Below are 17367 nucleotides of genomic sequence, written 5' to 3'. Positions count from 1 at the left end.
TATAGAGATTTAATCATATGGTCAAAAGAATTGTAGCTAACATCAAAACTGAAGATTTGTCTCAGGCAGATCATTTTTATCATGATATTTTAGGACTTGAAATAATAATGGATCATGGCTGGATCAAAACATTCGGTACTGATGAAGAATCGAAAGTTCAGATAAGTTTTGCAAATCAAGGTGGAAATAATACTCCTGTTCCTGATTTATCTATTGATGTAGATGATGTAGATGTTATTTATAAAAAAATGAAAAATTCGGGATTTGAAATAGCTTATGATCTTACAAATGAAGATTGGGGAGTTCGTAGATTTTTTGTTAAAGATCCATTTGGAAAATTAATTAATATTCTTTCACATCAATAAATATAACTATGAAAGCAGAACAAGTTATTCCTATTCTAAGAATTTTTGATTACCAGAAAACCATTGAGTTTTATATGGATTGGTTGGGTTTCGAAATTATATGGGAGCACCATTTTGAAGAGAATACTCCTGTATATATGGAGGTGAAAAAAGGAAACATCACTTTTCATTTAAGTGAACATCATGGAGATGCAAGCCCCGGAAGTAGTGTTTTTATCTGGGGAGAAGGAGTCGCGGATTATCACAAAGAACTGATTGATAAGAAATATAAATATAACAGACCTGGATTGGAAAAAACATTTTATGATGCAGTTTCTTTCACGGTTAATGATCCTTTTGGGAATAAAATTGTTTTCAATGAAAAATTTGATGAAGAGAAGCATGGAGGATTGGAGTTTTATTCAGTAGATTAAACACTAATTACACAAATGTTTTTCACAAATGGCACAATGCTTTTGGTTGAAACATTAAAAGATTTAAAGATTAAAAGATTAAACGATTAAAAGATTTGGATTGATTAAGCGTATTAATTTTTGTCATTGACTCCGTCTAATCTCCGATTTCAGAACGCAGTGTAAGCGGAGTGAAGAATCTCAACGTTTATTTAAATGAAAAAATAGTATCGATTGAGCTATTATCATTTATCCAATATTGTTTACTATCAATAGAAACGGGCTTTAGTCCGTTTTCAATTAAATGTCCTCAATATTTGGCTTTAGCCCCAATTCATTTGTGAAGATTTGTGTAAGACATTAGTGTCATTTGTGGTAAAAAAATGATTCAACTCATCAAAAATTTCGTTTTATAACCATTAGAGTAAAGTGTTTAAAGATTTAAAAATTTAAAAATTTGGATTAGCTAAGCCTATTAATTTTTGTCATTGACTCCGTCTAATCTTCGATGTCAGAACGAAGCATAAGCGGAGTGAAGAATCTCATCAATTTGATTAAAAATGAAAAAATAGTATCGATTGAGCTGTTATCATTTATCCAATATTGTTTACTATCAATAGAAACGGGCTTTAGCCTGTTTTCAATTAAATGTCCTCCATCTCTGGCTTTAGCCAAAACTACTTGTGAAGATTTGCGTAAGACATTCGTGCCATTTGTGGTAAAAAATAATGATTCTAATCATCAAAATCTTATTTTATAACCATTAACTTTACATTTTAATTTCAACATGAAACGTTCCGGAACTGCAGATTTACCTTTACACTATGGCAAAGTGCCGCCATGGCTGTATGAACGTATGTCCGTATTAGGGCTTTCAATTATTGAAGTGATCTTAATGGATTATGGCAAAGATGAGGTGCTTCGTCGGTTGGCAGACCCGTTTTGGTTTCAAAGCTTCGGAGCTGTTATGGGAATGGATTGGCACTCCTCTGGAATTACTACATCGGTAATGGGTGCTTTAAAGAGATCTATTAATCCCAATTCTCAATCTCTTGGTATATATATCTGTGGTGGAAAAGGAAAACTGTCAAAGAATACACCACAAGAACTCATCCAGATTGCTGATAAGACAGGCTTGAATGGAACTGAACTTGTTAAAGCCAGTAAGCTCTCTGCAAAAGTGGATAATACCGCTATTCACGATGGTTATCAGCTATATCTGCATAATTTTATTCTGGCTGATAATGGAAGCTGGAGTGTGGTTCAACAAGGAATGCATGAATCAGATGGAACAGCAAGACGCTATCATTGGCATTCTGGAAACATAAAATCTTTTATTGAAGAGCCACATACTGGAATTAATGGCGTTCACAGAGGAAAAATTTTAAATCTTACAGATTCAAATGCTTCCCAGAACAGAAAAGGAATCCTGGAAATTTCTCATACAGATTCCGCAGAGATTATGAATGATTTTTCGAGGTTGATTCTTCCTGCCCATCATGATGTTCGGGCTTCTGATGTTGATTTAAAACGACTTGGAGCTCTGTTGTATGTAACACGCGAACAGCAACCTCAGAATTTTGAAGATCTACTGATGTTGGAGGGTGTAGGACCACGAACCATGCAGTCGCTCGCCTTGGTGAGTGAGGTGATTCATGGAGCACCATCACGATTTTCTGATCCCGCCAGGTTTTCCTTTGCGCATGGGGGAAAAGATGGTCATCCGTTTCCGGTTCCTACCAGAGTGTATGATGAAAGTATAGATATTCTTAAAAAGGGAATTGAAAAATCGAAATTGGGAAATTCTGATAAATTGAAAACCTTAAATAAGCTACATCAAATCATAACCACAACTGAAAAAGATTTTACACCGGATTTTGATATCCAACAGGTTATCGAAGAGGAAAGAAATAATTCCTGGAAGTTTGGCGGAAAAACTGTTTTTGGAGATGCCAAAAAACCAACAAAGCCTAACGATATTCAGCTTTCACTATTCTAGGATACCAATCGTCAGTTTGAGTGAAACCATTTGTAACGTAAGTGGAAAAATGATTTTGTATTGAGAACCTTTGTTGCATACTTCTCGATACGTTTTTCTTCGAAAACCTACTCGAAGTGACGATGGAATAATTTTCTATTACTTTAGAATTCATTTCAAAATTATTAATCTTATTTTGTATTTTTAATAACTTTTTTGAGTCAATTCCAATAAAAATTCTAATTTTAGGAATCTAAAAAAATATTCATCTAATGAGCAGTAAGTCTTTAGAAATTTCATACGATTTCCCTTTTTTTATGAATGAAGAGCTCGATGAGATTTTCAAAGCTCATGAAAAAGTAAGTTTTCAAAAAGGTGATTTTATTCTTGAAGAAGGAAAAATGGCCAATGAATATTATATTTTAGACAAAGGTTTAGCAAGATCATTTGTGAATGACTTTAATGGAAATGAGGTTACCACTCATTTTTTTGCAGAAAACGAAATCATTATAGAAGTTCTCTCTCTTTTCCAGAGAATTCCATCGCAGGAAAATATTGTATGTATTACTGATTGTGAATGCTGGAGGTTAGATTACGATACCTTTCAGGATCTCTTTCACAAAATACCTAATCTCAGAGAATGGGGAAGGTCATGGATGTCCCAACAGCTTTTTGCGTACAAACAACGTTCCGTAGAAATGTTTACCCTTTCAGCTACAAGACGATATCTTAATCTGTTGGAACAAAAATGTCAGGTCATACAATTTGCTCCTCTGAAACAAATCGCTTCCTATCTTGGCGTAACAGATACTTCTTTGAGCAGAATTCGTAAAGAATTAGTCTCTCATACAAAGAAAAATTAAATCTTGTCATAAGGCAAGACGATTCTGAAACTGACTTGGTAATTTTGGTTTAAAGTTTAACACTAAAATTACAAAAAATGAAAGTCAATCAAATTTACGTAAATCTTCCGATAAAAAACGTTGAAGAAACCAGAGCATTCTGGACCAAACTCGGTTTTGAAATCAACGAACAGTTTTCAGATGACAAAGCTGTTTGTGTAGTGATGAAAGAAGATCATATTTATGTTATGTTCCTGATGGAAGAATTTTTAAAAACCTTTACCGATAGACCTGTTGCTAAAGGTGATACGACACAGGTACTTCTTGCCATCGGTGTAAATAGCCGTGAAGAAGTGGATCAAATGGTGCAAACTGCACTTGCAAACGGAGGATCAAAATACAGTGAGCCACAAGATCATGGATGGATGTATCAATGTGCCTTTGCTGATCTGAATGGACATCAGTGGGAAGTTATGTTTGCGGACATGTCTCAGTTTCCAGCAGAATAGTTTAATCTTAAAACTTATTCATCATGGAATCGAAATCCAATGATATTGAAATCATAAAGCTACAGGTTCAAAGTAACTATCAAGTTATTTTATTGAATATTGATGGAATTACCCATGAAGAATCTATGATTTTTCCAAATGGTGATGCTAACTGTATGAACTGGATTTTAGGACATTTAATTTACATAAGAAATGCTTTTTTAAATATTTTAGGAGAAGAATCGGTTTGGGATGGAGAGAAATTTTCATGCTATAACAGAGGCGAAATTCCTTTAAATAGAAAAGAAGAATTTGTTAGTTTCGAAACATTAAAATCCTATTTGAATGAAAATCAGGAGAAGCTTGAAAAGAAAATCAATAATCTTGAAAAAATAGATCCTGAACAAGTTAATGATATTGCAACACTATGTCTTCATGAGATCTATCATGGAGGTCAACTTGGTTACCTCAGACGAATTCTTGGAAAACCAGGTGCAATAAAGTGAAAATTATGATCTGTATTATGGATCAACTGGAATCTAAAAATAAAATCATTAGAAATGGACACACCAAAATCAAAAAAATTAGACATCGTCATTCCGGCATATAGAATGCATTCCCAAAGCTTTTTAAACGTTTTGGATGGTATTTCGGAAGAAGATGCAATGAAAAGAATTGACGGTAAAACGAATCATATTGTTTGGATGGCAGGTAATTTCCTTAATATGCGTTACGGCCTGGGATGGGTTTTAGGCCTTCAGGAAGAAGATCCTTATACAGACCTTTTCTTTCAGGGAAAAGCTCTTGATGAGAGTTTCAAATATCCGACAATAGAAGAATTGAAGAAAAGCTTTCATGCTATATCTCCCAAAGTATATCAAAAACTATTGGAAGCAACCGATGAGCAACTCGACGAGATTTTTGAAATCGGAATGAACATTTCTTATTATGCTGAAACAAAACTCAATTTTACAGGGATGTCCATCGGTCGTGAAGACTATTTATGCGGACAAATGGGACTGATGCGAAGAATTCTTGGATATCCGGGAATGAAATATGATAGTGACGACAACCTAAAATATTAGCCAATGAACCTCACTGAAAAAGGGTATAAAACAGTCAATGGAATTGAGATGTACTATGAAATCTATGGTGCTGGAAAACCTTTGGTTTTAGTTCATGGTGGTGGATCTTCAATTTTATTTGACTTTAAAGAAGTGATTTCAAGATTGGAATCCCAATTTCAACTCATAGGAATTGATCTACAAAACCATGGATTGACTGAACACAGGGATATTCCTGAAACTTTCGAACAGGATGCTCATGATGTAGCGGCTCTTTTAAAGGAATTAAAAATTGGAAAAGCTTCCTTTTTGGGGTTCAGTAATGGAGGGAATACGGTAATGCAGATTGGGCATCTTTATCCGGGAATGGTAGAAAAATTAATTATAGCATCAGCTTTTTTCAAGAGAAGTGGTATGATGGACGGCTTTTTTGAAGCTATGGATGAAGCGACCTTAGATTCCATGCCAGAACCTCTTAAAATTAATTTTTTAGAATTAAATCCTGATTTTTCAAAGCTGGAAAATATGTTTGATAAAGACAGTAAAAGGATGCAGACTTTTAAAGATTGGGACGATGATATTGTAAGGTCACTGGATTTTCCCTCACTATTTATTTCGGGAGATAAAGATGTGATGAAACCAGAACATGTCATTGAAATGTGGCGCCTGGCTCCGAAATCTCAATTAATGATCCTTCCCGCAACTCATGGCTCCTATATGATGGCCGATTTTGGAGGAAATATAGACAAAAATTTAATAGATCTGACTACTAATGAAATAGCAAAATTTTTGAATAGCTAATAACCTACAAAAATGTAAAATAAGCATTCATGTAAATAACTATAGTGTTATTTGTGAAATCATTAGTGCTATTGTGTTTAAAAATAAAAATCAATAATAACTTTAAAAACCAAACATCATGGCAAAATTAAATCCGTACCTGAATTTTAATGGTACAGCAGAAGAAGCTTTCAATTTTTATAAATCAGTTTTTGGAGGCGAATTCCGAGGAGAAGTTCATAAAATGGGAAATGCTCCCGGAACTGAAAATCTATCCGAGGAAGAGAAGAACAGAGTAATGCACATCGCGCTACCTATTGGTGACGACTTATTAATGGCCTCTGATATTGTTCCGGGATTCGGACAGACGTTAACTGTTGGGAACAATAATTATGTTTCCATATTTCCGGAATCCAGAGAAGAAGCAGACCGTCTTTTCAAGGGACTTTCTCAGGGAGGAAATATAGAAATGCCTATTGAAGACCAGTTTTGGGGCGACTATTTTGGAAGCTTTCAGGATAAATATGGTGTTCATTGGATGGTAAACTATAATGACGAATCTGCAAAATAGTCTTATATTTAACTTAATTATCAAGGGCAACTGATTGAGGTTGCCCTTGTATAAACCAATCACTAAAAAATTAATACGATGGATCCAATTAAAATAGATATTACCATTTTAGCTCCTGTTGAAAAAGTTTGGGATTATTTTAATACCCCTAGTCATATTACAAAATGGAACTTTGCCCATGAAAGCTGGCAATGTCCAAGTTCTGAAAACGATCTTAGAGTTGGCGGAAAATTCAAAAACAGAATGGAGGCTAAAGATAAAAGCTTTGGATTCGATTTTGAGGGTATTTATGATGCTGTTATTCCTAATCAAATGATAAAGTATCATATGGAAGATGGCCGAAATGTTGAAGTTATTTTTGATAGTATTGATCAAAATACCACAAGAGTTACTGAAATATTTGATCCCGAAAAACAAAATTCAGTGGAAATGCAGAGAGATGGTTGGTATGCTATTTTGGACAATTTCCATAAATATGTTGAAAAACATTAAATCATTTTACAATCATGATCAATTTATTAATAATGGCAAAATGTTTAAGTTCCATTTGTGCTGTTAATCATGTTGTTGTTCAGGGAACTTTTTTGCAGGGTGTAGTTGCCATGCCTGCAAGACGTGCTTTACAAAAAGAGAAGATTGATTCTCTTGAAAAGCTGTCAGATTATTCTGAAGATGAAATCAGACAGCTTCATGGCATAGGAAAAAATGCCATGGAAAGACTTAAAATTCATATGAGAGAACATCAGATTTCCTTTAGAAATTAAAATAAATAACCCCTAGGAGGTTTATTATTTCTCAATAAGGTTTAGCTCTTAGGAAGAAGGTTTCAAATTAATTCCTGGAAAATGGCTGGAATATTTCAGTCTGAAAAAAGAATTTAGTATTCATGGAATGCTAAATTCAATCGTGATATATCAGAAAAATAGAAATACAAGATTACCCTGATCTGATAAGCTTACTAATGCTTGTCATTACAATATAAAACTATATCAATCACCTTAAAAAATCAAGTTATGAATAATGATATTTTTCCATGCCTTTGGTGCGATGGAAATGCAAAAGAATCGGCAGCGTTTTATTGCAAAGTATTCAATGGAGAAATTACAGCAGATACACCTGTTGTAATGAATATAGATCTGTTTGGTCAAAAGCTGATGCTTTTAGATGGTGGCCCTCAATTTGAAAAAAATCCATCAATTTCTTTTATGGTCATCTGTGAAACAGAAGATGAAGTACAGAAATATTGGGATCAGCTGATAGAAGGTGGGTCTGCATTGATGGCTCTGGACTCTTACCCATGGAGTAAAAAATTTGGATGGGTAAGTGATCGCTATGGAGTGAACTGGCAGTTGTTTTTCGGAGAGAAAGATGGTGAACAGAAAATAGTTCCGACCTTGATGTTTATGCACGGAAATAATGGAAAAGCAATGGAAGCCATGAAGTTCTATACTCAGACTTTTCCTAATTCAAAAATCAGAAATGTCTTACAATATAAAGACGGTGGTGAACCCAATGAAACACCGGAAAATGTTCAGCATGCCAGCTTTAGTATAGACGGATATAACCTATACTGTATGGATTCTTCTTATGATCATAAGTTCGACTTCAATGAAGGGGTTTCTATCGTGATCATGACGGATGATCAGGCACAGACAGATCAGCTTTGGAATACGCTTATTTCTGATGGCGGAAGAGAAAGTATGTGTGGCTGGTTGAAAGATAAATATGGCGTCAGTTGGCAGATTGTTCCCAAAAGATTAATTCAGCTGATAAATGATTCAGATCAGGGTAAAGCTCAAAAAGTAATGCAGGCAATGATGCAAATGCAGAAAATTATTATTGAAGATTTGGAAACTGCTTATAAATCTTAAAGTTTTTTCGGCTTGCTGTTTGATGTTAATTAGAAAAGGATTTGCTTATGAAAACACAGAACAAGTCACAATCTAAATCTAAAGTGCCTAAAGAAGGGCTTTTTCCTGAAATCATTCGTGAAAATTATCTCGGAAGCAGAAAGCTTCTCAATAAGAAAGCAATAATCTCTGGTGGAGATAGTGGTATCGGACAAGCAGTAGCAGTACATTTTGCCAGAGAAGGTGCTGATGTCGCTATTGTGTACAAAGAAAGCGACAAAGATGCTGAGGAGACCCGGAAACTGGTAGAGAAGGAAGGCCAGAAATGTATTTTGACTAAAGGAGATGTTTCTAAAAAAGCTTTTAGAAAAAAGTGTTTGGACAGCATAAAAAAAGAATGGAAAACAATCGATATTCTTGTCAATAATGCAGGAATACAGTTTCCCAAAAATGATATCGAGAAAATTCCTGATGCACAGATACTGGAAACTTTTAATGTCAATATTATTTCCATGATTGCATTTACCAGAGATTTTTTAACATTAATGCAAAAAGGATCCAGAATTATTTGCACCACTTCTGTTACAGCCTATCGTGGAAGCGACCATCTCATAGATTATTCATCAACTAAAGGAGCTATAGCTACATTTATCCGATCATTGGCAGTTAATCTCGCAGACAAAAATATTTTGGTAAATGGAGTAGCTCCCGGACCTATCTGGACTCCATTAGTGAAGGAAACATTTGATGATCTTTCGACATTTGGAAAAGATAATCCTTTAAAAAGAGCTGGGCAGCCTTCTGAAGTAGCGCCTGCATTTGTTTTTTTAGCATCGGAAGATGCTAGTTTTATTACAGGAGAAATCATTCATATTAATGGAGGTGACTTTGTTGGAGGATAGACCTACATAATGGAATGATGAAATTTTACATCAATTGAATTAAATATAATATGGAAAAATTATCGTACGAAGTAAAAATCAATGCTGCACCAGAAAAAGTTTGGACAGTACTTTGGGGTGAAATGACTTACAGACAATGGACAGCAGCTTTTATGGAAGGTTCTTTTTATCAGGGGAACCTGGAAGAGGGAAGTATTGTAAAGTTTCTTGACCCTAACAACAATGGTATGTACAGCCGTGTTGAAAAAAATATACCCAATAAAGAAATTAAATTTCTACACCTGGGTGAGATTATAGGTGGGGTTGAAACCCCTCAGGATTGGGGAGAGGCAACAGAATCTTATTTTTTAGAAGAAACAGAGACAGGAACAATTCTGAAAAGTGAAATTCAGACTCCTTCTGAGTTTGCGAGCTTTTTTGAGGAAAAGTTTCCTAAGGCACTGGAGATTATAAAGAATCTGTCTCAAAATCAGCTGTAGCTGATCCGTTATTAAATAACTTAGATTTTAAGCTTAAAAGAAATGCTTAGCTTATCATTTCTGTTGAGTTGAAAGGATCGTAATGATTTATTTTAATTACTTTTAATACACAATAATCACAATATTACAAATATGGAAACATTATCATACGAAACAATAATAGATGCTCCTTTACAGAAAGTATGGGATGTACTCTGGAAACCCGAATCCTATAGTGAATGGACTCAATTTTTTGGTTCGGGCTCGGTGATGAAAACGGATTGGAAAGTAGGAGGGAAAACTTATTTTTTAGGCAACAGTGATGAGGGGATGGTTTCAACCATTGATAGTTTAGATGAGCCTAATCAAGTTGTGTTTAAACATTTAGGGATGATAAAAGATGGCGTTGAGGATACCGAAAGTAAAGAAGTATCTGAGTGGAGCGGATCATTTGAAAAATATTTTCTGATTGATTTTGATGGAAAGACAAAGCTTCATGTAGAAGTCCAGGTAGAAAAAGATTGGAAAGAACATATGGATACGGGCTTTATAAAAGGCCTTGAATTGGTAAAGAAACGAGCAGAAGGCATATGAAATTACTGATCATTCTTTTTGCTACTTTTATTCTGGCTTTGCTGGGGACAAAACTGTTTCAGGGAGGCTGGAATTTATTATTTTCAGGAAATCTGGGCATGGCTGTATTTATTGTATTTACAGGTTTTGCTCACTTTAAATTTCAAAAGGGGATGGCTATGATGATCCCTGATTTTATACCTGCTAAAATGTTTTGGGTATATGCAACGGGCATAATCGAAATTGCGGCTGGAATTGGTTTGATGATCCCATCTCTGAGGGAAACTACTGCAATATTGCTGATTATTTTTTATGTTTTGGTTTTTATTGCCAACATCAATTCATCAAGAAAAAATATTAACCTTTTCAAAGGTGATTATACCGGACCAGGGATGACTTATCTATACAAGGAAAGACTTCCAATGCAAATTATATTAATTGCATGGACCTGGTACTTCGGAATTTATTTACATTAAAAGAATAATTTTTATACCAAATAATGGAAAGCATATGCTTTCCATTATTTTTTTTTTTTCACATTTGTGAGAGAAATGATGTAACATTTTTGATGTTTAAACGTCTAATTGAGTGATGCATCTTTTTGCTGTCATTTTAATTCACACCAAACCACAAGTCATGAATATAAAAACTAAAATTATAGTAACCATTCAGGTTGCAGTGTCTACTATTATGATGAATGCACAAAACACGACTAAAAAGTTACCAGGTGATGTTTCCCTACCATCTACCAAAGCCAGTTTGGAAAAACTAATTTCTTATGACAAGGGTCATTTTAAATACAAAGTGGAAGACTATTTTGCAAGACCAAAAGCTTCACAATTTAAAATTTCTCCGGATGGAAGTTTTCTTTCCTATAAAGAAAAGGACAAAGACAAGAAGAATCATGTCTATGTAAAGGATTTAAAAACAGGAAAAGTTACCAGGGCAATCGAAGAGAAAGAAGATCTTATCAAAAGTTACGGATGGCTGAACAAAAAGCGTCTGTTTTTCACTCAAGATAAAGGTGGAAATGAAAATCTTCATTTGTATGCTGCGGATGTGGATGGAAGCAACCTTAAAGATCTTAGTCCATTTGATGGTGTAACGCTGAGTTCTGTAAAATTGATAAAGGATACAGATTTTGTTGTGGTTACAATGAATAAGAATAACAAGCAGATCTTTGAACCCTACAAGATCAACTTTGTTACAGGTGAAATGGTTCAGTTGTATGAAAACAAAGACGTTAACAGTCCTATTGATGATTATATCTTTGATAAAGACGGAGATTTGCGAGGATACATTGTTCTTGAAAATGGATTGACTACAAAGACTTATTATAAAGACCTTAAGACAGGAAAATTTAATCTTCTTAAATCCACAGATTGGTCTGACACATTTAGTATTATCGGGTTCAATAATAATTCCAAGAATAAAGATGAGGCTTATGTTGTTACCAATCTTGACAGTGATAAAGCAAAAATCGTGTTGTATGACTTAAAGAAGAATGAAGCGATTAAGGATGTATATTCTCATCCTATTTATGATGTAAGCTCCATACATGTTGCCGAAAAAAACAGAAACTATGAACTGGATTACATCAGTTACAATGGTGTAAAAAATGAAACTGTTCCGGTAAGTAAATTCTATAAAGAGATTGATGCTCAACTAAAATCTCAGTTTGGAAATAAGGAATTTGGTGTCGTTTCATCAGATGACAATAATGACAAGCTTTTGGTAGTGGTTGGAAGTGATAAGCTATATGGAACCTATTACGAATATGACACTAAAACCAAACAGACAAAACTTCTCTATGATCTGATGCCTCAACTAAAAGAAGAAGATATGGCTGAGATGAGACCTATTGAATTCAAAAGCAGAGATGGCTTAACTATACATGGTTATATCACTTTGCCAAAAGCTGCTTTGGAAGGTAAAAAAGTTCCCTTGGTAGTAAATCCTCATGGAGGGCCACAAGGAATTAGAGATGATTGGGGCTTTAATCCTGAAACGCAATTATTTGCCAGTAGAGGATATGCTACATTACAGGTGAATTTTAGAATTTCAGGCGGTTATGGAAAAGAATTCCAAAAGGCAGGATACAAGCAAATCGGAAGAAAAGCAATGGATGATGTTGAAGATGGAGTAAAATATGCGATTGCTCAGGGATGGATTGATAAAGATAAGATTGCCATCTATGGAGGAAGCCACGGAGGATATGCGACATTAATGGGATTGATCAAAACTCCGGAATTATATACTTGTGGAGTAGATTATGTCGGAGTTTCCAACATCTTTACATTTTTTGATTCATTCCCTGAATACTGGAAGCCATATAAAGAAATGGCGAAGCAAATATGGTATGACCTTGATAATCCTAAAGAAGCTGAAATTGCTAAAGAAGTATCTCCGGTATTTCAGATTGATAAGATCAAAAAACCTCTTTTTGTAGTACAAGGTGCCAATGATCCAAGAGTCAACATTAATGAGTCTGATCAGATTGTAAAAGCAATGCGCGCCAAAGGATTTGAAACTCCTTATCTGGTAAAATACGATGAAGGCCACGGATTTGGAAAGGAATCCAATCGATTGGAATTATACAAATATATGTTAGGCTTTTTTGCTGAGAATTTCAATAAATAAGTTAACAAATTTTAGGTGATGAAACGGAAGGCAGAGTGCTTTCCGTTTCTTTTTGTTTTATTTATTAATAACTGCATATTTTACTATTAAGAGTTCATGATTAAATCCTTAGTATATAGTTCAGAAGTGTGACATGAGATCTGATTTTTTAAATTTAAGTGTAAAGATGTGCAATTATGTAATTTCAATCTCATCGAGTAAATGCCAACATGGCCTTTGTCATTCCGTAGGAATCTATATTTAGTTTTTAAATAACCTTATTTAGATTCCTACGGAATGACAATTCGTATGTGAAGTACAGTAGGTAAAAAAAGCAAGATAATCGGGTAGACTTTTGAAAGTGATTGCTTCGCTTTGCTAACAATGACGGATCACTAGCCCCGATAGTAGCGGTTACCCCACAGCAAGGATTGAAATCAGCTTTGGAGCGAGGAGTATGAGCGGATAGCGGGAATAAGCTTCAAATCAATACGATATTTTTGAGTGTCAAAATATGATTAATAAAAGAAAAATGAATATTTGATAAAAAATATTTTAAATTTATTAAAGTAAAACAAAAAGTACGATCGTCATGTTAGTATGGAGATTGTCGAAAAAATAACAATGCCACAGAAAGAGAAAGAAAACATCATCTCGCAAACCGTTTCAAGTTACGGAGGAAAACTGATGTCTTTCATTCGTCCGAAAGTGAAAAACACGGAAGATGCTGAAGATATTCTGCAGGAGGTATGGTATCAGTTCAGTAACATCACCAATATATCTGAGATTGTAAATGTAGGTGGATGGCTGTACAGGGTGACTGCCAATAAAATCACTGACCGTTATCGTAAAAAGAAAACAGAAAATCTTGAAGATTTTGTGTACGAAGATGAGGATGGAGATTTTTCTATCAAAGACATTTTATTGATGGACGACAGCGCAGGACCTGAAGTGAAAATGTTTCAGGATGAAATCTGGAAGAAATTGTTTGAAGCCTTAGAAGAGCTTCCGGAAAAACAAAGACTGGTCTATACGGAAAACGAATTGAACGACAAGACCCTCCAGGAAATAGCTGATGAACAAGGTGAGAATATAAAGACCATCATCAGTAGAAAAAATTATGCAGTGAAACATCTGAGAAACAGATTAAGAGCATTATACGAAGATTTAAATAGTTAGAAATAGAAAAAAGATAGTATGAATCATAAACATAAAAAAGGTTGGATTTTTTTAATTCTATGTCCACCATTAATTCTCCTGGCCGTTACATGGATTGTAATGTCGCTTTGGAACTGCCTTTTACCAGAGATTTTGGGTGTAAAATCGATTAGCTACTGGCAGGCGATGGGAATATTGATATTAAGTAAAATTCTTTTCGGAGGTTTTCACTTTGGAAAAGGAATGAGAGACTTTAAGGAGAGAAAGATGAGAGAAAGAATGCAGCATTTATCTCCTGAGGAAAGAGAAAAATTTAAAGAAGTTTGGAGAAGCAAATGTGAAAATGGATTCTTCAACAGACACAATAGAAATAACGAATAGTTTGAAATTTTTAAAGAAGTAGTAAAGTAAAATTAAAATTCATTCGTCTATATAAAAAACAAAAAGTAGTAAAATTTAAAATTTTGAAAAAATGAAAAATTCAGTATTAAAAGGTGCTTTGGGAGCACTAGCCGTTGTAGGCGTAGCATTAGCCGCTAAAAAAATGGCAGAAAGAAAAAGATTTATCAGAGGTATATTTGATGAATACGGAATTAAAGAAAAATCCCCTTTTGGTCTTGCAGATAAAATCAGAGAAATGAATAATGAGCAATATGAAGAATTGAAAGGGAAATTCAAAAAAGAATTCAAATCAAGATGTCATAGAAGAAGAGAGGAAGCTACAGCTGCAGAAGCTTAATCATCATAACTAAATTGAAATTGTTTAATTACGGCGCGGGAAGCTAGCTTCCCGCGCCGTAATTTTTTTATATGGAGTTGGACTGAAAACGTTTGATGATAGTAAATACCTTAATTATGCAAATTTTATCCATCCAAGATTTTTATTCTCCATCATCTGCTCTATCTGCATGATCTGCGCGCCGTATTATTGTTTAATCAAGATTTAGGGTTCTTTACGAGAAACAATCCCTCAATTTATAATGACAAAAATCGTATATTCTTTACGTGCAATTAGAAAAATAAATTCTTACTTTTGTAAGGTTCTACATGAAAGATTACTACTATTTTCTCGGTATTTCTCAGGATGCTTCAGAAGAAGACATCAAAAAAGCCTATAGAAAATTATCCCTGAAATACCACCCGGACAAAAATGAGAATGACGATTTTTTTGCAGATCGTTTCCGTGAAATTCAGGAAGCTTATGAAACATTAAGTGATTCCGGTAGGAGAGTGGCTTATGATCAAAATTTAGAGAGTCATCAGAAAAGCTTCAGGTATAATATTCCGCCAGCTATCAAAACGTTTACTTCGAATAAAATTCATGCTAAAAAAGGCGAGGAGATTATCATTAACTGGCAAACAGCAAATGCTGATGTGGTAAAAGTCCTTCCTTTTGGGTTAGAGAAAGCCTATGGTGAAAGAGTTTTTAAGATTACCGAATTTAAAGATGGTAAATTTCAGCTCTTACTTCATGCAACGAATTCACTTTTACATAAAACGGTAGTTCAGGGAATCACGATTACAGAAGTATTTGAAAACAATACAGAAAAATTTAGGAGTGGTGCGGAAGATTTATTCAAGTCTCAGCCTAAAACACCAGCAAATCCAAAAGGTCAACCGAAGATCATGCGGATTATTGCTGCAATAATCCTTTTGGCAGTTGCTCTTTATTTTTTAATAAAAAGTTTTAGCTAGATTAAGCCATTTTTTTCCTTCCAGGACACTTTTTACATCTTTTTCCTTTCTTAAATTTCTTGCAGCAAGATTTCTTTTCGCAATACATATCTTCATTATTGAAAGAATATACAGGGGTCAATGGAGGTACTTTAAAAGGGGTAATCATATTCATGTTGCAAATATATTAATTTAGAATAAATATAATTAATAAAATTTCATAAATAATCTTTATTCTGATAATCAGGATATTGATGCGAGACTTTTGCCCTTTATTTAAGACCTTTTTTGATATCTATACTAAAATGAAAGTGACGTGGAGAATTGTAATCTGAAAGCTTCTGCTCTCTGATTTTCAAAATTTTTAAGTTTTCCGTAGCTGCCTTCTATACCAATCCTTAATTTTTTATAAGGTTGGTAAATGAGATTGACTCCAGAGTTTTGAAAATTCTGAACCATGTTTTGAGGAATGAAATCTTTTTTTCCTAACCGGGAGTAACTGTAATAAATAACTGAACTCCATTTAGGATTCCACCAATGTTCATATATTCCAAGAATATTAAAGAGCTCAAGGGCTTCTAATCTATTATTTTCTACATCCGGAACCGCATCATATTTTTCTCCGATCAGAATAGCATTATAACTGGAATATCCTTTCCCGTATGAAGATTGAAAGCGGAAGTTATTAAGATTGTTACTATATATCCTTCCTGAAACCATTCCTCCATATCCTAAAATCGTGCGGGTATTAGGCTTTTGTTCTATATCACTTTTTATCTGATAACCTATCGGGGACAGTATAGCACCCAATTTTATGTAGTTCTTTGTGTCACCATACCTGTATAAGGCTGTTGCAATAGGAAGTGTCGATTTTTTTGTCCAATTTGTTTCTGTATTGCGAACTGAGATATTTGTAATATTAGGGTCTTCCAAGGATAGTGATAAAACCCCTTTTTCGGAAAGAGGTGTTGTATATCTAACCTGCACTGTTCTAATAAACATAGTACCATTTGGCCCTACAAAGTCAACAATATTTGGGAATATGTCAAAATCACTAAAATTACTCCAGGCTTGCCCGATCAATAATTTTTTCCATTGCAGATATCCTTGTCTGAGTCTTGGTGCAGTGGTCCCATTAGGACCTAGAAAGTCGATCTCAACATAAGCGGATAGATCAGAATTTCCTTTTGAACCAGATTGTTTTATTACCAATCCTATTTGGGATTGTTTAATACTAAAATTAGTGTTAAGAGAATTGTTTTGAGGAATTGATATAGACGAAGTGGCAAACCCGTCTTTAAATGCCATATCCTGAAAATCGAGCATAACATCGGTCTGAATAAAACCTTTCACATAAGCAGACCAGATATCACCCGAGTTTTCAGAAGATGATTCTGATTGTCTTGTTGCTATCTTTATCTGACCTTTTATGTTGAATAAAGAGGCAAGAATGAATGAGACCATAAGTCCTTTGCTTTTTCTTTTCGTCATTTTTGGGTGTTTTGCAATCTTAAACTTTACAATGTTATATGGATCTTAACTATCTTGATTCCCCAAAAATCTGAGTCAGGTTATTAATTATTTGATGTTTATATTTTAATTTTCGGCTGAAACTACAAAATTATTTTCCGGGCTTATTTGTTGAAAATTTTA

At 34.3% G+C, this 17367-nt stretch carries 22 protein-coding genes; 21 read left to right on the top strand and 1 reads right to left on the bottom strand.

The genetic code is table 11. From position 1 onward, the window contains the following. The first annotated feature begins 17 nt into the window (after positions 1–17). From JHL15_RS15085 to JHL15_RS14985, 21 genes are all read left to right on the top strand, one after another. The gene (locus JHL15_RS15085) at positions 18–365 is read left to right on the top strand and encodes a VOC family protein (RefSeq protein WP_200247030.1); all 348 of its coding nucleotides are present in this window, start codon (positions 18–20) and stop codon (positions 363–365) included. 8 nt (positions 366–373) lie between these two features. Further along, positions 374–778, top strand: a complete 405-nt coding sequence (locus JHL15_RS15080) for a glyoxalase superfamily protein (RefSeq protein WP_200247028.1) — start codon at positions 374–376, stop codon at positions 776–778. Between the two features lie 766 nt (positions 779–1544). After that, on the top strand, positions 1545–2756 hold the full coding sequence (locus JHL15_RS15075; protein WP_200247026.1) for a DUF763 domain-containing protein: 1212 nt from the start codon (positions 1545–1547) through the stop codon (positions 2754–2756). Between the two features lie 251 nt (positions 2757–3007). Next, a complete protein-coding gene (locus JHL15_RS15070; protein WP_200247024.1) occupies positions 3008–3598 on the top strand; it encodes a Crp/Fnr family transcriptional regulator in 591 nt (196 codons plus the stop codon). 77 nt (positions 3599–3675) lie between these two features. After that, entirely contained in the window at positions 3676–4086 is a 411-nt protein-coding gene (locus JHL15_RS15065; RefSeq protein WP_200247022.1) for a VOC family protein, read from the top strand. Between the two features lie 23 nt (positions 4087–4109). Next, positions 4110–4571: a hypothetical protein gene (locus tag JHL15_RS15060; RefSeq protein ID WP_200247021.1), complete on the top strand. Its 462-nt coding sequence runs from the start codon at positions 4110–4112 to the stop codon at positions 4569–4571. Positions 4572–4625: 54 nt separating this feature from the next. Continuing rightward, on the top strand, positions 4626–5150 hold the full coding sequence (locus JHL15_RS15055) for a DinB family protein (protein WP_200247020.1): 525 nt from the start codon (positions 4626–4628) through the stop codon (positions 5148–5150). 3 nt (positions 5151–5153) lie between these two features. Next, a complete protein-coding gene (locus JHL15_RS15050; protein WP_200247018.1) occupies positions 5154–5930 on the top strand; it encodes an alpha/beta fold hydrolase in 777 nt (258 codons plus the stop codon). A gap of 118 nt (positions 5931–6048) precedes the next feature. After that, positions 6049–6480: a VOC family protein gene (locus JHL15_RS15045; protein ID WP_200247017.1), complete on the top strand. Its 432-nt coding sequence runs from the start codon at positions 6049–6051 to the stop codon at positions 6478–6480. Between the two features lie 78 nt (positions 6481–6558). After that, positions 6559–6972: an SRPBCC family protein gene (locus JHL15_RS15040; protein WP_200247015.1), complete on the top strand. Its 414-nt coding sequence runs from the start codon at positions 6559–6561 to the stop codon at positions 6970–6972. Positions 6973–7004: 32 nt separating this feature from the next. Continuing rightward, a complete protein-coding gene (locus JHL15_RS15035) occupies positions 7005–7244 on the top strand; it encodes a helix-hairpin-helix domain-containing protein (protein ID WP_234047783.1) in 240 nt (79 codons plus the stop codon). A 249-nt stretch (positions 7245–7493) separates the two neighbouring features. Next, positions 7494–8351 (top strand): VOC family protein, encoded by an 858-nt coding sequence (locus tag JHL15_RS15030; protein WP_200247013.1) that lies wholly within the window; start codon positions 7494–7496, stop codon positions 8349–8351. 47 nt (positions 8352–8398) lie between these two features. Beyond that, positions 8399–9232, top strand: coding sequence for an SDR family oxidoreductase (locus JHL15_RS15025; protein WP_200247011.1), 834 nt, complete (start codon positions 8399–8401; stop codon positions 9230–9232). 50 nt (positions 9233–9282) lie between these two features. Beyond that, positions 9283–9711 carry an SRPBCC family protein gene (locus JHL15_RS15020; RefSeq protein WP_200247010.1) on the top strand — a complete coding sequence of 143 codons (429 nt, stop codon included), beginning with the start codon at positions 9283–9285 and terminating at the stop codon, positions 9709–9711. Between the two features lie 132 nt (positions 9712–9843). After that, entirely contained in the window at positions 9844–10284 is a 441-nt protein-coding gene (locus JHL15_RS15015; RefSeq protein WP_200247009.1) for an SRPBCC family protein, read from the top strand. Beyond that, positions 10281–10739, top strand: coding sequence for a DoxX family protein (locus tag JHL15_RS15010; RefSeq protein ID WP_200247008.1), 459 nt, complete (start codon positions 10281–10283; stop codon positions 10737–10739). The genes JHL15_RS15015 and JHL15_RS15010 overlap by 4 nt, the downstream gene beginning before the upstream one ends. A gap of 160 nt (positions 10740–10899) precedes the next feature. Then, a complete protein-coding gene (locus JHL15_RS15005; RefSeq protein ID WP_200247007.1) occupies positions 10900–12903 on the top strand; it encodes a S9 family peptidase in 2004 nt (667 codons plus the stop codon). A gap of 603 nt (positions 12904–13506) precedes the next feature. After that, on the top strand, positions 13507–14061 hold the full coding sequence (locus tag JHL15_RS15000; protein WP_234047782.1) for an RNA polymerase sigma factor: 555 nt from the start codon (positions 13507–13509) through the stop codon (positions 14059–14061). Positions 14062–14079: 18 nt separating this feature from the next. Then, the gene (locus tag JHL15_RS14995) at positions 14080–14421 is read left to right on the top strand and encodes a hypothetical protein (RefSeq protein WP_172278808.1); all 342 of its coding nucleotides are present in this window, start codon (positions 14080–14082) and stop codon (positions 14419–14421) included. Between the two features lie 91 nt (positions 14422–14512). Further along, positions 14513–14779: a hypothetical protein gene (locus JHL15_RS14990; protein WP_200247005.1), complete on the top strand. Its 267-nt coding sequence runs from the start codon at positions 14513–14515 to the stop codon at positions 14777–14779. A gap of 308 nt (positions 14780–15087) precedes the next feature. Then, on the top strand, positions 15088–15735 hold the full coding sequence (locus JHL15_RS14985; protein WP_200247004.1) for a DnaJ domain-containing protein: 648 nt from the start codon (positions 15088–15090) through the stop codon (positions 15733–15735). 279 nt (positions 15736–16014) lie between these two features. On the opposite strand, the gene JHL15_RS14980 is transcribed toward JHL15_RS14985, so the two are convergent. Then, on the bottom strand, positions 16015–17205 hold the full coding sequence (locus JHL15_RS14980) for a DcaP family trimeric outer membrane transporter (protein WP_200247002.1): 1191 nt from the start codon (positions 17203–17205) through the stop codon (positions 16015–16017). Positions 17206–17367: the final 162 nt, after the last annotated feature.

The organism is Chryseobacterium paridis (assembly GCF_016595215.1).
Taxonomy (GTDB): Bacteria; Bacteroidota; Bacteroidia; order Flavobacteriales; family Weeksellaceae; genus Chryseobacterium; species Chryseobacterium paridis.
This window is presented reverse-complemented; position numbering and strand designations above follow the sequence as displayed.